This is a genomic window from Stenotrophomonas sp. YJH_SMC_32 (assembly GCF_059369975.1).
In genome coordinates this window covers 780,686-797,702 of the sequence record NZ_JCAFTE010000001.1, presented here as the reverse complement: position 1 = coordinate 797,702, position 17,017 = coordinate 780,686, and the positions used below count along the sequence as shown (strand labels likewise).

At 67.9% G+C, this 17,017-nt stretch carries 14 protein-coding genes; 2 read left to right on the top strand and 12 right to left on the bottom strand.

The features are described 5' to 3' along the window. Positions 1 to 13: 13 nt before the first annotated feature. The 11 genes from AC5P7S_RS03600 to AC5P7S_RS03550 all read right to left on the bottom strand — a co-directional run bounded on the left by AC5P7S_RS03600 (position 14) and on the right by AC5P7S_RS03550 (position 12,265). Positions 14 to 1,729, bottom strand: a complete 1,716-nt coding sequence (locus tag AC5P7S_RS03600; protein WP_095379239.1) for a BatD family protein — start codon at positions 1,727 to 1,729, stop codon at positions 14 to 16. Continuing rightward, positions 1,726 to 3,564, bottom strand: a complete 1,839-nt coding sequence (locus AC5P7S_RS03595) for a VWA domain-containing protein (RefSeq protein WP_095379237.1) — start codon at positions 3,562 to 3,564, stop codon at positions 1,726 to 1,728. The genes AC5P7S_RS03600 and AC5P7S_RS03595 overlap by 4 nt, the downstream gene beginning before the upstream one ends. Further along, complete coding sequence (locus tag AC5P7S_RS03590; protein ID WP_495213596.1) at positions 3,561 to 4,565, bottom strand: vWA domain-containing protein; 1,005 nt, start codon at positions 4,563 to 4,565, stop codon at positions 3,561 to 3,563. The genes AC5P7S_RS03595 and AC5P7S_RS03590 overlap by 4 nt, the downstream gene beginning before the upstream one ends. After that, positions 4,562 to 5,011, bottom strand: coding sequence for a DUF4381 family protein (locus tag AC5P7S_RS03585; protein ID WP_095379235.1), 450 nt, complete (start codon positions 5,009 to 5,011; stop codon positions 4,562 to 4,564). The genes AC5P7S_RS03590 and AC5P7S_RS03585 overlap by 4 nt, the downstream gene beginning before the upstream one ends. Further along, entirely contained in the window at positions 5,008 to 5,937 is a 930-nt protein-coding gene (locus tag AC5P7S_RS03580) for a DUF58 domain-containing protein (protein ID WP_095379233.1), read from the bottom strand. Before AC5P7S_RS03580 ends, AC5P7S_RS03585 begins: the two co-directional genes overlap by 4 nt. Before the next feature lie 8 nt (positions 5,938 to 5,945). Next, complete coding sequence (locus tag AC5P7S_RS03575; RefSeq protein ID WP_005418911.1) at positions 5,946 to 6,971, bottom strand: AAA family ATPase; 1,026 nt, start codon at positions 6,969 to 6,971, stop codon at positions 5,946 to 5,948. A gap of 173 nt (positions 6,972 to 7,144) precedes the next feature. After that, positions 7,145 to 9,115 carry a type IV pilus secretin PilQ gene (locus AC5P7S_RS03570; RefSeq protein ID WP_069139281.1) on the bottom strand — a complete coding sequence of 657 codons (1,971 nt, stop codon included), beginning with the start codon at positions 9,113 to 9,115 and terminating at the stop codon, positions 7,145 to 7,147. 21 nt (positions 9,116 to 9,136) lie between these two features. Beyond that, complete coding sequence (locus AC5P7S_RS03565) at positions 9,137 to 9,670, bottom strand: pilus assembly protein PilP (RefSeq protein ID WP_005418914.1); 534 nt, start codon at positions 9,668 to 9,670, stop codon at positions 9,137 to 9,139. Beyond that, the gene (locus AC5P7S_RS03560) at positions 9,670 to 10,326 is read right to left on the bottom strand and encodes a type IV pilus inner membrane component PilO (RefSeq protein ID WP_005418916.1); all 657 of its coding nucleotides are present in this window, start codon (positions 10,324 to 10,326) and stop codon (positions 9,670 to 9,672) included. The genes AC5P7S_RS03565 and AC5P7S_RS03560 overlap by 1 nt, the downstream gene beginning before the upstream one ends. After that, entirely contained in the window at positions 10,323 to 11,207 is an 885-nt protein-coding gene (locus AC5P7S_RS03555; RefSeq protein ID WP_095379231.1) for a PilN domain-containing protein, read from the bottom strand. Before AC5P7S_RS03555 ends, AC5P7S_RS03560 begins: the two co-directional genes overlap by 4 nt. Continuing rightward, positions 11,207 to 12,265, bottom strand: coding sequence for a pilus assembly protein PilM (locus AC5P7S_RS03550; RefSeq protein ID WP_014038321.1), 1,059 nt, complete (start codon positions 12,263 to 12,265; stop codon positions 11,207 to 11,209). Before AC5P7S_RS03550 ends, AC5P7S_RS03555 begins: the two co-directional genes overlap by 1 nt. A 219-nt stretch (positions 12,266 to 12,484) precedes the next feature. Between AC5P7S_RS03550 and AC5P7S_RS03545 the strand changes: the two genes are divergently transcribed. Next, positions 12,485 to 14,908 (top strand): penicillin-binding protein 1A, encoded by a 2,424-nt coding sequence (locus tag AC5P7S_RS03545; protein ID WP_065179086.1) that lies wholly within the window; start codon positions 12,485 to 12,487, stop codon positions 14,906 to 14,908. 190 nt (positions 14,909 to 15,098) lie between these two features. Then, the gene (locus AC5P7S_RS03540; RefSeq protein WP_049411389.1) at positions 15,099 to 15,743 is read left to right on the top strand and encodes a hypothetical protein; all 645 of its coding nucleotides are present in this window, start codon (positions 15,099 to 15,101) and stop codon (positions 15,741 to 15,743) included. A gap of 487 nt (positions 15,744 to 16,230) precedes the next feature. Here AC5P7S_RS03540 and AC5P7S_RS03535 read toward each other — a convergent pair whose 3' ends face one another. Then, on the bottom strand, positions 16,231 to 16,977 hold the full coding sequence (locus tag AC5P7S_RS03535) for a hypothetical protein (RefSeq protein WP_095379083.1): 747 nt from the start codon (positions 16,975 to 16,977) through the stop codon (positions 16,231 to 16,233). Positions 16,978 to 17,017: the final 40 nt, after the last annotated feature.

The following is a 17,017-nucleotide window of genomic DNA, read 5'->3' as shown; positions in this document are numbered from 1 at the left end:
AAGCGGCGCCGGTTCAGGTTCGCCGCGTTGGATACAACGGCGCCAGGCCAGTTTCGGCGGTGCCCTTAGCCGCCGACCAGTGCGGTCCGTCACGGAAGACCTCGCGCAGGCGCGTGCGCAAAGGGGCCAGTTCGCCCTGCCCGCCCCAGCGCGCCTGCTGCAGGTCCAGCAACACCTGGCGCTGGGCCGGGTCATCCAGCCGGGCGATCACCTGCTCGATGCGCTCCACGCCCGCCATCGCACACAGATGCGCCTCCACCTGATCGAAACCCTCACCATCCAGCGCGCGGCGCAGTTCGGCCAGGCCCGCGCGCCCGCTCACCACGGTCGGCACAGAGGGCGTGCCGGCTGCAGGCGCCGCCACACGCGGGCGTCGGCCTCGCTGCCAGCCCCACAACAGGGTCAGCAGCCACAGCAGCGCCAGGCCAATGGCCGCCGCCATCCACGGCCACGGACGCTCGGACAGGCCGCTGGCGCGTGGAACGGTCGCGGCGATACGCGCATCCTGTCCATCGCTGCCCGGCAGCGCGGCAGCGGTGTCGATCGGTGGCAGCGCTGCCGGCGAGGCAGTGGCAGCGCCGGTACCGGCCGCAACGGCCAGCGTCAGGTCCGGCAGATTGGCTTCCTGTGCCTTGCCGTTGCGCACATCCCACCAGGGCAGGCGTGGTCCCGGCACCACCAGCGAACCCGGCTGGCGCGGCACGATCGAATAGCGGCGGGTGACCTTCAGGCGCGGCGTGCTGCCGTTGAAGGTCTCTTCGTACTGTGCCGGTTCGGCAAACACCTGCGCGTTGGCGCCGACATCCGGCACCGGCAGGTCGGTGAACTGTGCTCGGGTCGCGCCTTCGGCAACCGCTTCGACCACCACGTTGGCTGCCTCGCCGGTACGGGCACTGGTGGGCGCGCTGGTGTAGCGCAGTTGCAGGCTCTGCAGGGGCAACCACGGCTGCGGCGCCTGTGCCGGCTGTGCCTGCACCTGCAACGTGCGGTCTGCGCCAGTGGCATTCATGCGGCCATCGCCGCCCCCGAAGAAGTCATCGAAGAAACCTCCGGCGCTGCGCCCGCTGAAACGCGCACCGGACAGCCGCAACGCGCCGCTGCGCTCGGGGATCAGCAGGAAACGTCGTTCGACCACGTTGTAGCGGCGCCCGTTGACCTGGCGCACATCTGTGCGGTCGTCGCCAACGCGCTGCAACGACGCGCCCGCCGGGGTATCCAGCACCAGCTCGCCGGAGGCCAGCTGCGAGGCGAAATACAACCGCACCACCACGCCCACGCTCTGCTGCACGTACGGCGTATCGTCATCGACAACGGTTTCGATGAAGGCCATCGCATTGCTGTCAGGCCTGGCCACGGCGGCCGCATCGACCTGCAGCGTCAGCGGCGCAGTGCGCACACTGCCCACCTGCAGGCCCGGTACCACCAGCGCACCACTGCGCCGCGGCGTCAGCGCCACGCCATACAGGTTGCGCTGCTGCATGCTGCCATTGCTCCATTCCACCTGGCGGCTGCTGGTCTGGCCGCTCAGGTCGAAGTCGGTGCGCAATGGCGTGAAGTCGGGAGCGCCCTGATCGCTCTCGACATTAAGGGTGACCGTATCACCCATCGCGATGCGGTCGCGGTCCAGCCAGGCGCGTGGTTGCGCCCAGGCCAGCAGCGGCAGCCACAGCAACAGCGCCGCCAGTACCGGCCGTGACCAGTGCCCGTGCATGTTGATCGCCCGCGTCATCGCCCTTCCCTCTTCCTGCGTTCGTTTTCCAGCTGGAACTTGGCCCGCAGCAACGCGCCCGGATCATCCGGCACACGCCGCATCCACGCTTCCACCGCCTGTTGCTCCTCGCGCTCGCGCGGCGTGCGGCCCTCCCCCCCCGGTACGGGTTTGCCGTCCTTGCCAGCCTCGCCCTCGCGTGCCTGCTGCATCGCCTGCTGCATGCGCTGGCGCTGCTGCTCATCGGCCTGGGCCTGTGCCTTGGCATCCTCCACCTGTGGTGGCGCCTGCTGGCCATCGCGGCCGCGCTCGCCGGGCTGCGGGCTCGACGGGTTCTTGTCGTCACCCGCCTTGGCCTGCCCCTGCTGGCCCGACGGCGGCTGGCCCTGGCCGGGATTCTGCTGGCCCTGCTGCGGCTTCTGGCCCTGCGGGTTCTGCTGGCCCGGGGCATCGTTCTGCTGCTTCTGCTGCCCGTTCTGCGGTGGCTTCTGCTGATCCTGGCCTTTGCCACCCGACTGCTTGCGCTTGCGCGCGGCATCGACCACGGCACGGTTGGCGACCGCATCGGCCATACCGGGATGCAACGCCAGCGCGCGGTCGTAGGCGGCGATCGCTTCGTCGTAGTTGCCTTCGCGTGCCAGCGTGTTGGCCAGGTTGTACCAGCCGGCATCGCTGTCGATACCCTCGAACTGCCTGCGCGCAGTGGCGAAGTCGCCCTTGCGGTAAGCCTGGACCCCCTCGGCCAGGCGCTGATGCTGCGCCTGGTCGCTACGCTTCCACAGCGTGCCCTGCGCGGGTTGCGAGGCCTGCGTCGCAGGTGCCTGCGCCTGCGCGTCATTCATCCATGGCACGAGGCCGACCGCGAGCACCGCGGCCAGCAGCGCACGACGGCGGAAGGCCAGCAATGCCAGCAGCATCACCGGCGGCAGCAGCCAGAAGCCTTCGTCACGCCACTGCTTGCCTTCGCCCGGCCGCTGCGCCGCCGTGCCTTCGCGCGCGTCGAGTACACCGAGCGCACGCAGATCGCTGTCATCGGCGGAGATGCGTGCATAGCGGCCGCCGCCGGCAGTGGCCACCGCGCGCAGGCTGCCCTCATCCAGCGCAGCCTGGCGGATCTGCCCGCTGCCATCGCGGTAGGCCGCACCGGCAGGCGTGCCCAGGCCCAGCACCGACACCTGCAGGCCCAGGCTGCGTGCCTGCGCTGCCGCCAGTGCAGCTTCACCATCCGCCTGGTCGCTGACCAGCAGGATCTGCCCCTGCAGCGCACCGATCTGCCGCATCAGCCGTGTTGCCCAGTCGATGCCGCGGTCGGCACGCTGGCCATCGCGTGGCATAACGTCCGGCGACAGCGCATCCAGATACAGCGCAACATTGCGGCCGTCATCAGTCAGCGGCGCCACGGTGTAGGCATCATCGGCATACACCACCAGGCCCACCTGCCCGCCCTGGCGCGCGCGCAGCAGCTGGCCTACTTTCGCGCGCGCCTGCAGCAGGCGCGACGGTGGCAGATCGGTTGCGCTGATCCGGCTGGACAGGTCCAGTACCACCAGCAGTGGTGCGCTGGCCTGGAACATCGGCTGCGCCTGCTGCCGCCAGCTCGGCCCGGCCATCGCCAGCGATGCCAGTGTCCAGCCCAGCAGCAGCGCCCATGGCAGGCGCACACGACGCTTCGCGCCGGCGGCCAGCAGATGTGGCAACAGATGTGCATCCACCGCCTGCCGCCACGCATCACTGCGCCGTTGCCGGTACAGCGCCAACGCGATGATCAGCGGCAGCGCCAGCAGTGCCCACAACCACTCGGGCCGCAGGAAGTGCAGCGCGTTCCAGTCGGGAAGATTCGAAGCAAACGCGATCATCGGCGACGCTCCGGCCACAGCCATGCCAATGCGCCCAGCAGCAATGCCAGGCCCAACGGCCACGCATAGCGTTCCTCGCGAGGGCGCAGGCTCGGGCCCTTTGCGGCCACTGGCTCCAGGCGATCGAGCTCGGCATAGATGCCGGCCAGCTGCGCGGTATCACGCGCGCGGAAGAACTGGCCGCCGGTCATGCTGGCGATCCTCTTCAGAGTGGCCTCATCGACCGGATCCTGGTCGGTGGAAATCGGAATGCCGAACAACCGCATGCTGCCATCGCCGCCAAACGCAACCGTGTGGATGCGCACGCCTTCGGCGCGTGCGACTTCCGCAGCGCGCAGCGGTTCCAGCACACCGGCATTGCTGACACCATCGGTCAACAGGATCAGTACGCGCTGCCCCTCCGGCTGGCTACGCAGGCGCTTGACCGCCAGGCCGATGGCATCACCGATGGCGGTCTCGCGCCCGGCCAGGCCGACCACGCTGTCGCGCAGCTGATCGCGCACGCTGGCCAGGTCCGCAGTCAGCGGCGTGAGCGTATAGGCGCGGTCGCCGAAGATCAGCAGGCCAACGCGGTCGCCGGCACGACGATCCAGGAAGTCGGCCAGCACGGCCTTGGCCGCGGTGAGGCGATCGACCGCCTGGCCGCCCAGCACCATGTCGCCCTCGCCCATGCTGCCGGACAGATCCATCGCCAGCATCATCTGCCGCCCCTGCTGCGGCGGCGTGATGGCTTCGCCCAGCTGCTGCGGTCGTGCCAGCGCGATGCACAGTGCACACCAGCCCAGCCACAGCAGCAGCGTGCGCAGCCACGACGCGTCAACACGGCCGCCACCAGACAGGGCTTCGAGCTCGGCGGCAGCATAGGGCACACGCAGTGCGGCGCCGGGTTCTGCACGGCGCTTCCACCAGCGCATCAGCAGCGGCATCGGGAGGGCCAGCAGGGCCAGCGGCCACGCCAGCTGCAGGTCTGGCCATGGCCAGTAACTTGCCAGCAGGTTCATCGGCGCCGCTCCAGCAGCATCGCCAGATAGCGTTCGCGGGCCCAGCTGCGCACAGCGGCCACGTCGTTGCTGTCGACGCGCGGGCGATAGGCGCCTTCGGCCAACAGGCTGCGGCGCGCATCGGGCAACGTGCCCTGCGGGTCCAGGCGTTGCCACCAGGCGTCATCGCGCAGTGATTCGCTGCCCGGCTTCGCATGGCGTGCGGCACGGCGCAGCAGTCCCGCGATGGCCGCCAGTTCGGCCGTAGCGTCGGGGGCGATTGCCAGTTCCTGATCGAACAGCTGCAACCAGCGCTGGCGGCGGCGGCGACGTCGCCACATCACCACGGCGATCACCAGCAGCACCAGCACGACCACCGCGCCGATCATCAGGTAACCAGGGGCTGGCGGCCACCATGACGGTGCTGGCGGCAGCTGCACATCGCGCAACGGCAGCGCGGCGCTCATGCCGGCACCTCGGTCGGCGACGGCGCCAGCCAGGCGTCGCTGGGCGCATCGGTAGACAGCACCTGCACGTCGACGCGGCGCGCGCCGAGCTGGCGCCGAAGTTCCTGCAGCGGCTCGACAAAGTGCGCCTGCCAGTGCGCCTGCACTTCGCTGCGGCGCAGGTCGAGACCGATGCGCTGCTGCGCGGTCTGGAACTGCAACGCCGCCGACGGTGGCCGCAGCTCCAGTGGATCGACCAGCAGCACCAGGCTGAGGTCGTGATGCTGGGCCAGCGCGCTCCAGCGCGCGGGCGGAATGCGGATGGCCTGCTGCGGATCGGCCAGCACCAGCATGCGTGCCCCCGGGCGCAGCACGCGACCGGCATGGTCCAGCGCGCGCTCCAGGCCCAGATCGTCGGCTGGCGGCTGTGCGTACCAGCGGGTCAGCGCGTCGAGCACGCGCAGCACGCCGCGTGGCCCACCTGCCGGAGCGATCGGCGCTTCGCGGTCGCTGCCACGCAATGCGCCCACGCGGTCGCCACGGCGCTGCGCCGACCACGCGGCAACAGCACCGGCGCGTGCGGCCTGCACCGATTTGAAGCGCACGCGGGTGCCGAAGTACAGCGCCGGCGAGGTATCGGCCACGATCAGGCTGACTCGTTCGCGTTCGGCCTGGAACAGTTTGGTATGGGCGCGACCGGTGCGCGCCGTCACACGCCAATCGATGTGGCGCGCGTCGTCGCCGGCCACGTATTCGCGCGACTCGGCGTACTCCATGCCGCGGCCGCGCAGCGGGGACGGTGCCTGGCCCGCGTTGCCGGTGCGGCCACGGCGCGGCGGCGGCGGACGCTGTGCCAGCCGGCGCAGCGCGACCAGTTCGGCCAGCTGCGGGCGCAGCCCGTCACCTTCGAGCGCAGACGGTGCCTGTTCCACGGATGGATCGGTCATGCGCAGGCTCAGGGTGCCGGCACCCGGGCCAGCAGCTCCTGCACCAGGCGCTCGCCGTCCCAGCCTTCGGCGGTGGCTTCATAGCTGGGCAGCACGCGATGGCGCAGCACGTCGGCGGCGACCGCGCGCACGTCGTCGGGCGTGACGAAGTCACGGCCAGCCAACCACGCCCGCGCGCGGGCGCAGCGTTCCAGTGCGATGGAACCGCGCGGGCTTGCCCCCCATGCGATGCGGCGGCCGAGGCCGGCGTCGTAGCGCGATGGATCACGCGAGGCCAGCACCAGTTCGATCAGGTAGCGCTCCAGTGCCGGTGCCATGTGCAGGTCCAGCACTTCGCGGCGGGCGTCGAACACGTCCTGCATCGGCATCTTGTCTGGCGCCGGCGCGGCCTCGCCCAATGCACCACGGGCACGCTCACGGGCCAGCCGCAGGATCTCCGATTCGGCGGCCTGGTCCGGGTAACCGATGCGCACATGCATCAGGAAGCGGTCCAGCTGCGCTTCCGGCAGCGGGAACGTGCCTTCCTGCTCGATCGGATTCTGCGTGGCCATCACCAGGAACAGCGGCGGCAGCGCATAGGTATGGCGGCCAACCGTGACCTGGCGCTCGCCCATGGCTTCCAGCAGCGCCGACTGCACCTTGGCCGGCGCACGGTTGATCTCGTCGGCCAGCAGGATCGGGTGGAAGATCGGGCCAGGCACGAACTCGAAGCGGCCCTCCTGAGGGCGCCAGATCTCGGTGCCGGTGAGGTCGGCCGGCAGCAGGTCGGGGGTGAACTGCACGCGGGCAAAGTCTGCTTCCAGGCGCGAGGCCAGTGCACGGATCGCCGTGGTCTTGGCCAGGCCCGGCGCGCCCTCCACCAGCAGGTGGCCGTCGGCCAGCAACGCGATCAGCAGGCGTTCGACCAGGGCCGCCTGGCCGACGATCTCGGTCGACAACGCATCGCGCAGCTGGGTGAATGCCGCATGCAGGCGGGAGGTTGCCGGCGCGGGCGGCGGCGAGACAGTTTCGGGCATCGGCGGTGGCAGGTTCATGGGGGCCTTTGACCGGCGCAGGACGGCACGGGTTCCCGACATCATCGCAGGGTGCCTTGCGATTGGCATCAAGAACGGCTGAACAGCGCATCCGCGCATGGCGTGGATCTACCGGCGGAAACGAGGAAGGGCCGCACAGGGCGGCCCTTCTTCGAAGACTTCGGAGCGGTGGCTCAGTTCTGCTTGGCCACGCGCAGCACCTTCGGGGTGACGAACACCAGCAGTTCGGCCTTGTCCTTGTTGCGGCCGCGCTTCTTGAACAGGTTGCCCAGGAACGGCACGTCGCCCAGGAACGGCACCTTGCTGATGCTGTTGCGATCGGTGAACTCGTAGACACCACCGATCACCACGGTCTGCCCGTCCTCGACCAGCACCGCGGTATTGACTTCGCGGCGGTTGATCGACGGCACGGTGCCGTAGCCCTCCAGCTGGATCAGCTGGTCGACTTCGTCCTTCTTCACCTGCATGTTGAGGAACACGCGGTTGTCGTTGGTGATGGTCGGAGTGACCTTCAGCTCCAGCACCACTTCCTTGAACTGCACGTTCGGCGTCGCCACGCCGCCAGCGGTACCACCGCTGATGGTGACGTAACCGATCTCCTTGCCCTGCTTGATCATCGCTTCGCGCTGGTTGGTGGTGACCACGCGCGGGTTGGAGATCACCTCGCCTCGCGATTCCTGCTGCATGGCCGACAGTTCCACGTCCAGCAGGTAGCCGGCATTGAGGATCGACAGTGCCAGCGAACCCGGGTTGCTGGCGGCGGCCACCGGCAGGTTCCAGTTCAGGCCACGGGTGATCGCCGAGCCGGACTTCACCGGCGGCGGGCCGACCCGGCCACCGGCTTCCCAGTCACGCTCGGCCTTGGCGTTGGCCAGGTCTGTTGCGACCTGCGACTTGCGGGTCTCGGCATTGGCATCCAGGCTGCCGCTGAAGTACACGTTGTCACGGCTACCGCTGACACCGAACTTCGCGCCCAGTTCGCGGGCGAAGGTATCGGTGGCGATGACAATGCGGCTTTCGATCAGCACCTGGTCGACCGGGCGGTCGATCACGTTGATCAGCTCGCGCATGCGCGCGATCTTCTTCGGGATATCGCTGATCATCAGCGTGTTGGTGCGCTCGTCGGCCACGATGCGGCCGCGCGAGGACAGGAAGCCACTGTCTTCCTGCGACGAGCTGCCCGAACCACCACCGCTGCCACCACCGCCACTGCCACCAATGCCCTTGGCCTCGGTCAGCGCTTTGAAGATCTGCGTGGCGCTGTGGTAGTTGATCTGGATGTAGTCGGTCTGCAGGTCTTCGCGGTTCTCGATGGCGATGCGCGCGTCTTCCTTCTCCTGCTCGAACTTGGCCAGTTCAGCCTGCGGCGCCACCCAGATCACGCTGCCATCGCGACGCTTGTCCAGGCCCTTGGCGCGCAGGACGATGTCCAGCGCCTGGTCCCACGGTACATTGACCAGGCGCAGGGTCACATTGCCCTGCACCGAGTCGGACGCAACCACGTTCAGGTTGGACTCCTCGGCGATCAACTGCAGCACGGTGCGCACCGGCACGTCCTGGAAGTTGAAGGTCACCGGCTTGCCGGTGAAGCCGCGCTGGCCGACGGCCTTGGCCGCCTGGGTGACGCTGCCGGCGGTGACCGCGCCGACGGCGGCCTGGGCCTGCCGCGGGCTGATCTCGACCACGTACTCGTTGCCGCTCTGGTAGGCCAGCGACTCCACTGCACCGCCGGTACTCAGCACCAGCTGGGTGCCGGCACCCGACGGCTTGGCGTCGATGCGCTGTACCGGCGTGGCGAAGTCGGTGACGTTCATCGGCTTCTGCAGGTTGGCCGGCAGTCGGGCATTGCCGACGTCGACCACCACGCTGTTGCCCTGCGTGCGCAGGTCAGGAATCGCGCCCTGCCCGTCGAACTGCACGATCAGGCGCCCGGCGCCGTCATCGCCACGCTTGAAATCGATCTTGGCCACCGACAGGCCTGCCGGCGCAGCGGCCGGTGCCACGGTGGCGCCCACCGGTTTTTCCGCCGGTGCGGCAGCCAGCGCCGGAGCGCAGGCCAGCATCAGCGCGACTCCCAGCGCGCTGACACGGTTCAAGGTAGAGCGCCGGATGGGACGCAGCCCCTTGGCTTGGTGAAAGGTCATCGTGCTATCCCCAGTAAACGATCATTGATCTTCAAGCGAGAGCGTTGCCGGCCGTTCCAGCCAGCCACCCGCGCCATCCGGCACCAGTTCGATCAGCTCCACGCGGTCTTCGAAGACCGCCGTGACCCGCCCGTCGCTCTGCCCCAGGTAACCGCCCGGGCGAACCCGGTAGGTGACCTTGTCCGGCCCCATCACCAGCGCCACGGTGCCTGCACCGGTACCGATGGTGCCGACCATGTCCAGCGCATCCAGCGGGAAGCCTTCCAACGGCTCCTTGCGCCGGTTCGGGTCCGGTCGCAATCCGCCGTTCCCCTGCTGCGGATTGGTCCAGGCATCGGTGAACGGATCGCGCATGCCCTGCGCGGAGTATTCAAAGGTCTCGAACTGCTGCATCACCGGCAGCGGCTCCAGCGGTTGCGCCGGTCGCGCGCGCTCGCCTTCCACCCACTTCTCAAGGTTCGGTGCGTCGCCGGGCGTGCTGGTCACGCCACGGCCGCAACCGGCCAGCAGCAGTACAGCCAGCACCATCGCACCACGTACGGTCTGCGCGCGCATCACTTCTTGCCCTCCTTGCCAGCGTCGGCCGCCTGCTGCGCCTGCACTTCGGTCTCGTCCAGGTAACGGTAGGTCTTGACCGTACCGGACAGTTCCAGTGCACCGCTGCGGACGTTGCCGCCGGTCTTTTCCTTGGGCTTGAGGTTGATGTCATGCATGGTCAGGATCACCACCCGCGGCAACGAGGCCACGCCACTGACGAATGCGCCGAACTGGTGGTAACTGCCCACCATGCGCAGCTTGATCGGCTTCTCGGCGTAGAACTCCTTGATCTGCTCCTGCTCCGGCTCGAACAGCTCGTTGGTCAGGCCGCTGGACAGCGCGGTCTGCGAGATGTCGATGATCAGGTCGGGCATTTCGGTCTTGCTCGGCAGCTGCCGCAGCATCTGCTGCAGCACCTGCTCCATCTGCGCCAGCTGCTGCTTCAGCGGCCCCAGGTTCACCGCGCGTTCCTGCTGCTTGGTGAACTCGGTGCGCAGCTCGACTTCCTTCGATTCCAGGCCGGCCAGTTCCTCGCGCTTGCCGCTGATCAGCAGCATCCACGCCACGAACATGATGACCAGCGCCAGCAACGAGCAGAAGACGATCTTGGCCTTCTGCGGCCAGTTGCCGATGTCGTTGAAATCCAGGTTCTTGATGTCGATCTTCTGGCTCATGCGCGGTCCCCCTGCAGCAGCGCATTGAAGGCCTGCGGCGGCTGCGCCAGGCGGCTGCCCTCAGGCTTCGGGGCAGGTGCCGGGGCCGGCGCGGCGGCCGGAGCGGCCGGTTGGTTCGGCTTGGCCGGAGTGGCCGGCGGTGCAGCGGCCGGTGCGGCGGGAGCCGCTGCCGGCTGGCCCGCTGCCGGAGCCGCAGGCGTCGCGGCATCCGTACCTGCGGCCAACGGAGCCACCGGTGCCGGCGCAGCCGTCGCCACCGAGCCATCGGCGTTCAGGCCCGGCGTCGCCGAGACCTCTTCGCTCTGTGCCGGCAGTTTCACCTTGACCACGAACACGTAGGGCAGCGCCTTGATGTCGGCCAGCGGACCGACCTTGCCATCCTTGTCCTTCTCCGGGTCACGCGCTTCGATGATCGACAGCTCAGGATTGGTCATCCAGCCGGAGGTCTCCAGGTTGCGCATGTAGGCCGAAACGCGGGCATTGGACTGGGTGCGACCTTCCAGCGTCAGCACATCCCCTTCCTGCTTCAGTGCGGTCAGCACCACGCCATCGGGAATGGTGCGCACCAGCGCGTCGAACAGGTGGACCATCTGCGAGCGCTTGGCCTGCAGTTCCTCGATCACCTTCTTGCGGGCCAGCAGGCGTTCCTTCTGCGCGTCGAGGCGATCGATCTCCTTGTTCTGTTCCTTGACCTTCTCGATCTCGGCTTCCAGATAGGCGTTGCGGTCCATCTGGCCGCTCACCTGGCGGTCGTAATAGAACCAGATCATCAGCGACAACAGCAGGCCACCGACAGCGGCCATGCCCAGCATTGCGTAGAACTCGCGTTGGCGTTGCTTGCGCCGTTCGGCGCGCCAGGGCAATAGATTGATGCGTGCCATCAGTCGAAGCTCCTCAGCGCCAGACCGGTCGCGATCATCAGCGCGGGGGCATCCTGGGCCAACGCATGCGCGTTCACCTTCGGCCCCAGGGTCATCTGCGCCAGCGGGTTGGCGACCACGGTCGGCACGCCCAGCTGTTCCTCGACCATCTCCGGCAGGCCACCGAGCACGGCGCAGCCGCCGGCCAGCACGATGTGATCGACGCGGTTGAATTCGCTGCCCGCATAGAAGAACTGCAGCAGGCGGCTGATCTGCTGGACCGTGGCTTCCTTGAACGGCTCCAGCACTTCCATCTCGTAGCTTTCCGGCAGGCCGCCCTGGCGCTTGGCCAGCCCGGCTTCCTCGTAGCTCAGGCCGTAGCGGCGCATGATCTCGTCGGTCAGCTGCTTGCCACCGAACACCTGCTCGCGGCTGTAAAGGCTACGACCGCCGCGCAGGACATTGAGGGTGGTCATGGTGGCGCCGATGTCGACCAGCGCAACCACGCCGTCGATGGACACCGGCAGCTCGCTGGCGACCAGGGCGTAGGCGTTCTCGACCGCGAAGGCCTCCACGTCCATCACCTTGGCCTGCAGGCCACCGAGCTCCAGCGCGGACTGGCGCAGCTCGACATTCTCCGAACGCGACGCGGCCAGCAGCACCTGGACCATCTCCGGGTTGTTCGGGATCGACCCGATCACCTCGAAGTCCAGGTTCACTTCCTCGATCGGATACGGAATGTAGTTGACCGCTTCCAGCTCGATCTGGGCTTCCATGTCGTTTTCGTCGAGATCGGCCGGCATCGGGATCACCTTGGTGATCACCGCCGACCCCGCGACGGCGGCAGCGGCCAGTTTGGCCTTGCTGCCTGAACGGTTCATCGCCCGGCGGATGGCCTCACCGACGGCCTCCACTTCGACGATGTTCTTCTCCACCACCGCATTCGGCGGAAGAGGTTCCACAGCGTAATGTTCCACGCGGAAACGATTGCCGCTGCGGGACAGCTGCAAAAGCTTTACCGCAGTCGAACTGATGTCGACGCCTACAAGCGGCGACTGACTTTTTGGGATGAGCCCCACGGTTTCTCCCCTGCCGACGGGCACTTGGACGCAAGACCTGCGTCCGAGCATTAATAACGTATTCTTAGCAAATGGCAACGGCCCTGCTGTGAAATCCCTCACGGATTCACCATGCAGCCCCTGACTGTTCCCCTTGCGCTCCCCGGTGCCGACCCCAGCCGCCACCTTGCGTAATCTATACTCTGCGACCACGAAATTCGCAATCGGAATCTGAACCCGATGACTCGACTCCGCCGCTGGCTGCGCTGGATCTTCCTGATTGTCCTGGTCCTGGCGCTGATCGGCGCGGCCGCCGTGGGCGGTCTGTACTATGCCGTTTCCTCCAAGCTTCCCGACGTGCAGACCCTGCGCGACGTGGAAATGCAGGAGCCGATGTACGTCTACGCTGCCGACGGCAAGCTGATGGCGGTGTTCGGCGAGACCCGGCGCACCCCGGTCACCATGAAGGACGTGCCCGAGCGGCTGAAGCAGGCCTTCCTGGCCACCGAGGACGCCCGCTTCTACGAACATGGCGGCGTGGACTACATGGGCATCGGCCGCGCGGTCTGGCTGCTGGCCACCACCAACGACAAGCGCGTGCCGGGTGGCTCCACCATCACCCAGCAGGTCGCCCGCCAGTTCTTCCTCAGCTCCGAGTACAGCTACACCCGCAAGCTGGCCGAGATCCTGCTGGCGCGCAAGATCGAGTCCGAGCTGAGCAAGGACGAGATCTTCGAGCTGTACCTGAACAAGAGTTTCTTCGGCAACCGCGCCTACGGCGTGGCCGCTGCCGCCGAGTTCTATTACGGCAAGAAGCTGAACGAGCTGGACCTGGACGAGATGGCCTCGCTGGCCGGTATCCCCAAGTTCCCGTCGTCGGGCAACCCGATCTCCAACCCGGAACGTGCCCGCCAGCGCCGCGACAATTACGTGCTGCAGCGCATGGCCGACCTGAAGTTCGTCAGCCAGGCCGAAGCCGACGCGGCCAAGGCCGTGCCGATGCACGCCACCGCGCATGAGCCGCCGGTGCAGGTCGATGCACCCTACGTGGCCGAGCTGGTGCGCCAGGAAATGATCGCCCGCTTCGGCGGCGACGTGGTCAACAAGGGCTACCACGTCACCACCACGATCGACTCCACCCTGCAGACCGCCGCCAACCTGGCCGTCCGTGATGGTCTGCTGCTGTACGACCACCGCCACGGCTGGCACGGCGTGGAGAAGCAGGTGCAGCTGGGCGCCGGCGACGATACCGCCGCGCTGGCCGAGCACCTGCGCGGCATGTACGGCCAGGCCGGCCTGCTGCCGGCAATCGTCGCCAGCACCGCGGCCGATGGCAGCGCCACGGTGGTGCTGGCCAACCGCACCGAGATCGTGCTGCCGGCCGGCGCCGCCAAGTGGACCAACAAGACCCCGGGCAAGCTGGTGCAGCGCGGCGACATCGTGCGCGTACGCGCCGGTGCCAAGGAAGGGGAGTGGCTGCTGGACCAGATCCCGCGCGGCCAGTCCGCACTGGTCTCGCTGGATGCCCACAGCGGCGCGCTGAAGGCGCTGGTGGGTGGCTTCAGCTTCTCCGGCAACAAGTTCAACCGCGCCACCCAGGCCCGCCGCCAGCCGGGTTCGAGCTTCAAGCCGTTCGTCTACGCGGCCGCTTTCGACAAGGGCTACAACCCAGCCTCGATCGTGCTCGACGCCCCGGTCGTGTTCCGCGATCGCCGCGGCAAGACCTGGGCCCCGCAGAACGACGGCGGCGGCTTCCGCGGCCCGATGCGCCTGCGTGAAGCGCTGGTGCAGTCGCGCAACCTGGTCTCGGTACGCCTGCTCGATGGCATGGGCGTGGACTACGCGCGCAAGTACATCAGCGAGTTTGGCTTTGCCGAATCGGAGCTGCCGCCGAACCTGTCGATGTCGCTGGGCACTGCATCGCTGACCCCGCTGTCGGTGGCGCGTGGCTACGCGGTGTTCGCCAATGGCGGCTCGCGCGTGGATACCTGGCTGATCGACCAGGTCAATGACCGCGACGGCAACCTGGTGTTCAAGGAAAACCCGGCGCTGGCCTGCCGCGACTGCGCCGGCAGCAGCGATCAGCCGGTCAACCAGGTGGTGGATGGCTTCAACTTCGGCGCCCCGGCCCCGAAGGTGGACCCGGCCGCTGCGGCCAAGGCCGAAGCCAAGACCGAAACTGCCGCCGCTCCGGCCAACCCGGATGCCCGCACCGCTCCGCGCGCGATCGACGCCCGCACCGCCTACCAGCTGGTGTCGATGATGCGCGACGTGGTCCAGCGCGGTACCGGTGTGCAGGCCAAGGTGCTCGGCCGCGAGGACGTGGGCGGCAAGACCGGCTCCACCAACGACCATCGTGACGCCTGGTTCTCCGGCTTCGGCGGCCCGTACGTGACCACCGTGTGGGTGGGCCGCGACGACTTCCGCTCGCTGGGTTACCGCGAGTACGGTGGCAAGGCGGCGCTGCCGATCTGGATCGACTACATGCGCACCGCGCTGAAGGACACCCCGATCGCGCAGAACGAGCCGCCCAGCGGCATGGTCCAGGCCACGCTCAACGGCGCGACCGAGTGGGTGAAGGTGGAAGACATGGATCGCCTGACCGACTACGACCTGAACCTCAATACGCCACAGGCCGACGCCGCCGCGTTCGATATCTTCTGAGGAAGGGTGCAGTGGGTGCCAACCGTGGGTTGGCACCGATGCGACTGTAGAGCCGAGCCCATGCTCGGCTCAGGGCCCCCGCGTAGAGCAGCCGAGCGTGGGCTCGGCTCTACATCCCCACCTTGAAATACCTACGCGGATGTCACATCCGTGCGCTAGTCTGTAGCCAGGTCGCAACAGGAGTCATCGCATGCATCGCGCCCGCCAGCATGCTGCCAGCCAGACCCGCGAGCGGCGCCACCGCCTCGCCCACGAAGCCGCCCGCCTGATGGCCGAAGGCGGCATCCGCGACTATCACCAGGCCAAGTTGAAGGCCGCCAGCCGGCTCGGCATCCACGACGATGCCTCCCTGCCCCGCAACACCGAGATCGAAGACGCCTTGCGCGAATACCAGCGGCTGTTCGCCGGGCCCCAGCACGGCAATGAACTGCAGCGCCGCCGCGAGGCCGCGATGCGCGCGCTGGAGTTCCTGCACGGCTTCGCCCCACGGCTGGCCGGCCCGGTGCTGGAAGGCACCGCCGATGCCAACAGCCCGGTGCAGCTTCACCTGCACAGCGACGACCCGGAAGCCGTGCATCGCTTCCTGGACGAGCACGGCATTCCCGCTGAATCGCGGACGCGCCGGCTGCGCATGGACCGCGAGCGCAGCCTGGACGTGCCGGTGTGGGTGTTCAGTGCCGAGGAGCTGACCTTTGACCTGGCCGTGCTGCCGTACGATGCGCTGCGCCAGGCGCCGCTGTCGCCGGTGGATGAGAAGCCGATGCGACGCGCGTCTGTCGCACAGCTGCGGCAGCTGCTGGCCGAAGCGGAGATCACCGCGTATATCGGCGGGTGACGGTTGCGCCGGCCTTGGATGGTTCCGGCCTTGGATGGTTCCGGCCTTGGTAGGTGCGGACCGTTGGTCCGCACTGTGCATCAGGCGTGCGGACACCTGGCCCAAGAGCAGCCGAGCATGGCTCGGCTCTACAGAAGACGCGCTACCTGCTTCCTTCTTCTGGTGGGTGCGGACCGTTGGTCCGCACTGTGCATCAGGCATCCGGACACCTGACCGAAGAGCAGCCGAGCATGGCTCGGCTCTACAGAAAAGCGCGCTACCTGCTTCCTTCTTCTGGTGGGTGCGGACCGTTGGTCCGCACGGTGCATCAGGCATCCGGACACCTGACCGAAGAGCAGCCGAGCATGGCTCGGCTCTACAGAAAGCGCGCTACCTGCTTCCTTCTTCTGGTGGGTGCGGACCGTTGGTCCGCACGGTGCATCAGGCATCCGGATAGCTGACCGAAGAGCAGCCGAGCATGGCTCGGCTCTACAGGAGGTGCGTTGCCCTACCAGACATCATGGTGCTGCTCCTCCGTCTCATCGCCAAGCAGGCGCATCAGCCAGGGGGCTCCCGCCCGCTGCGGGTACGCCATCATCATCCGCGCGTGCATGTTCTGCAGATCGCCCAACAACCAGGTCTGGTTGTAGACATCGCCGAACGGATCGGACCACGCCGTCTGTATCCGCGCGCGCTCACCGCCGTTGAGGTTGGGCATCCTGTCCAGCGGCACCTCCAGCACCGGCTCCAGCGCCCGGTTGATGGCCGCGTTCTCCGCCTCCGCCGCACGCATGAGTTCCAGCCGATGGCTCACCTGCCAGCACGGGAATGGGAAGCAGCTTCCCGTGGCATCGATGTACGCCGCGATGTCGGCCAGCATGTGGGCCTTCAGCTGCCACACCATCGCACTTTCCAGCAGCTGCCGCACCCGCAGTGTGCGCAGCGTACCGGCACGGACATCCTCCGGGGTGGTGAACGGCTCGCCCGGGGTTGGGCCGCCATGCCGCACCAGCACGATGCGATGGATCGCCTCCTGGGTGATGTTCTCCACGCGCAGCGCGGCGGCCTCCGGATGCACGCGCGGCGGCGGCACACTCGATACCCGCCAGGTGTACCAGGCCGCCAAGCCCACGCCCGCCACGCACAGCAGGGCGAACAGCAGCCAGCGGTCCAGATTGCGGGTGTAGTAGTAAAAACGTGCCCGCCACAGATAGAACGTGCGGTAGCTGATGAACCGGCTTACCCATCGATACATTGCCATTTCCTCGGCAAGAGCCCCGGCGCGGCGGGGCGGA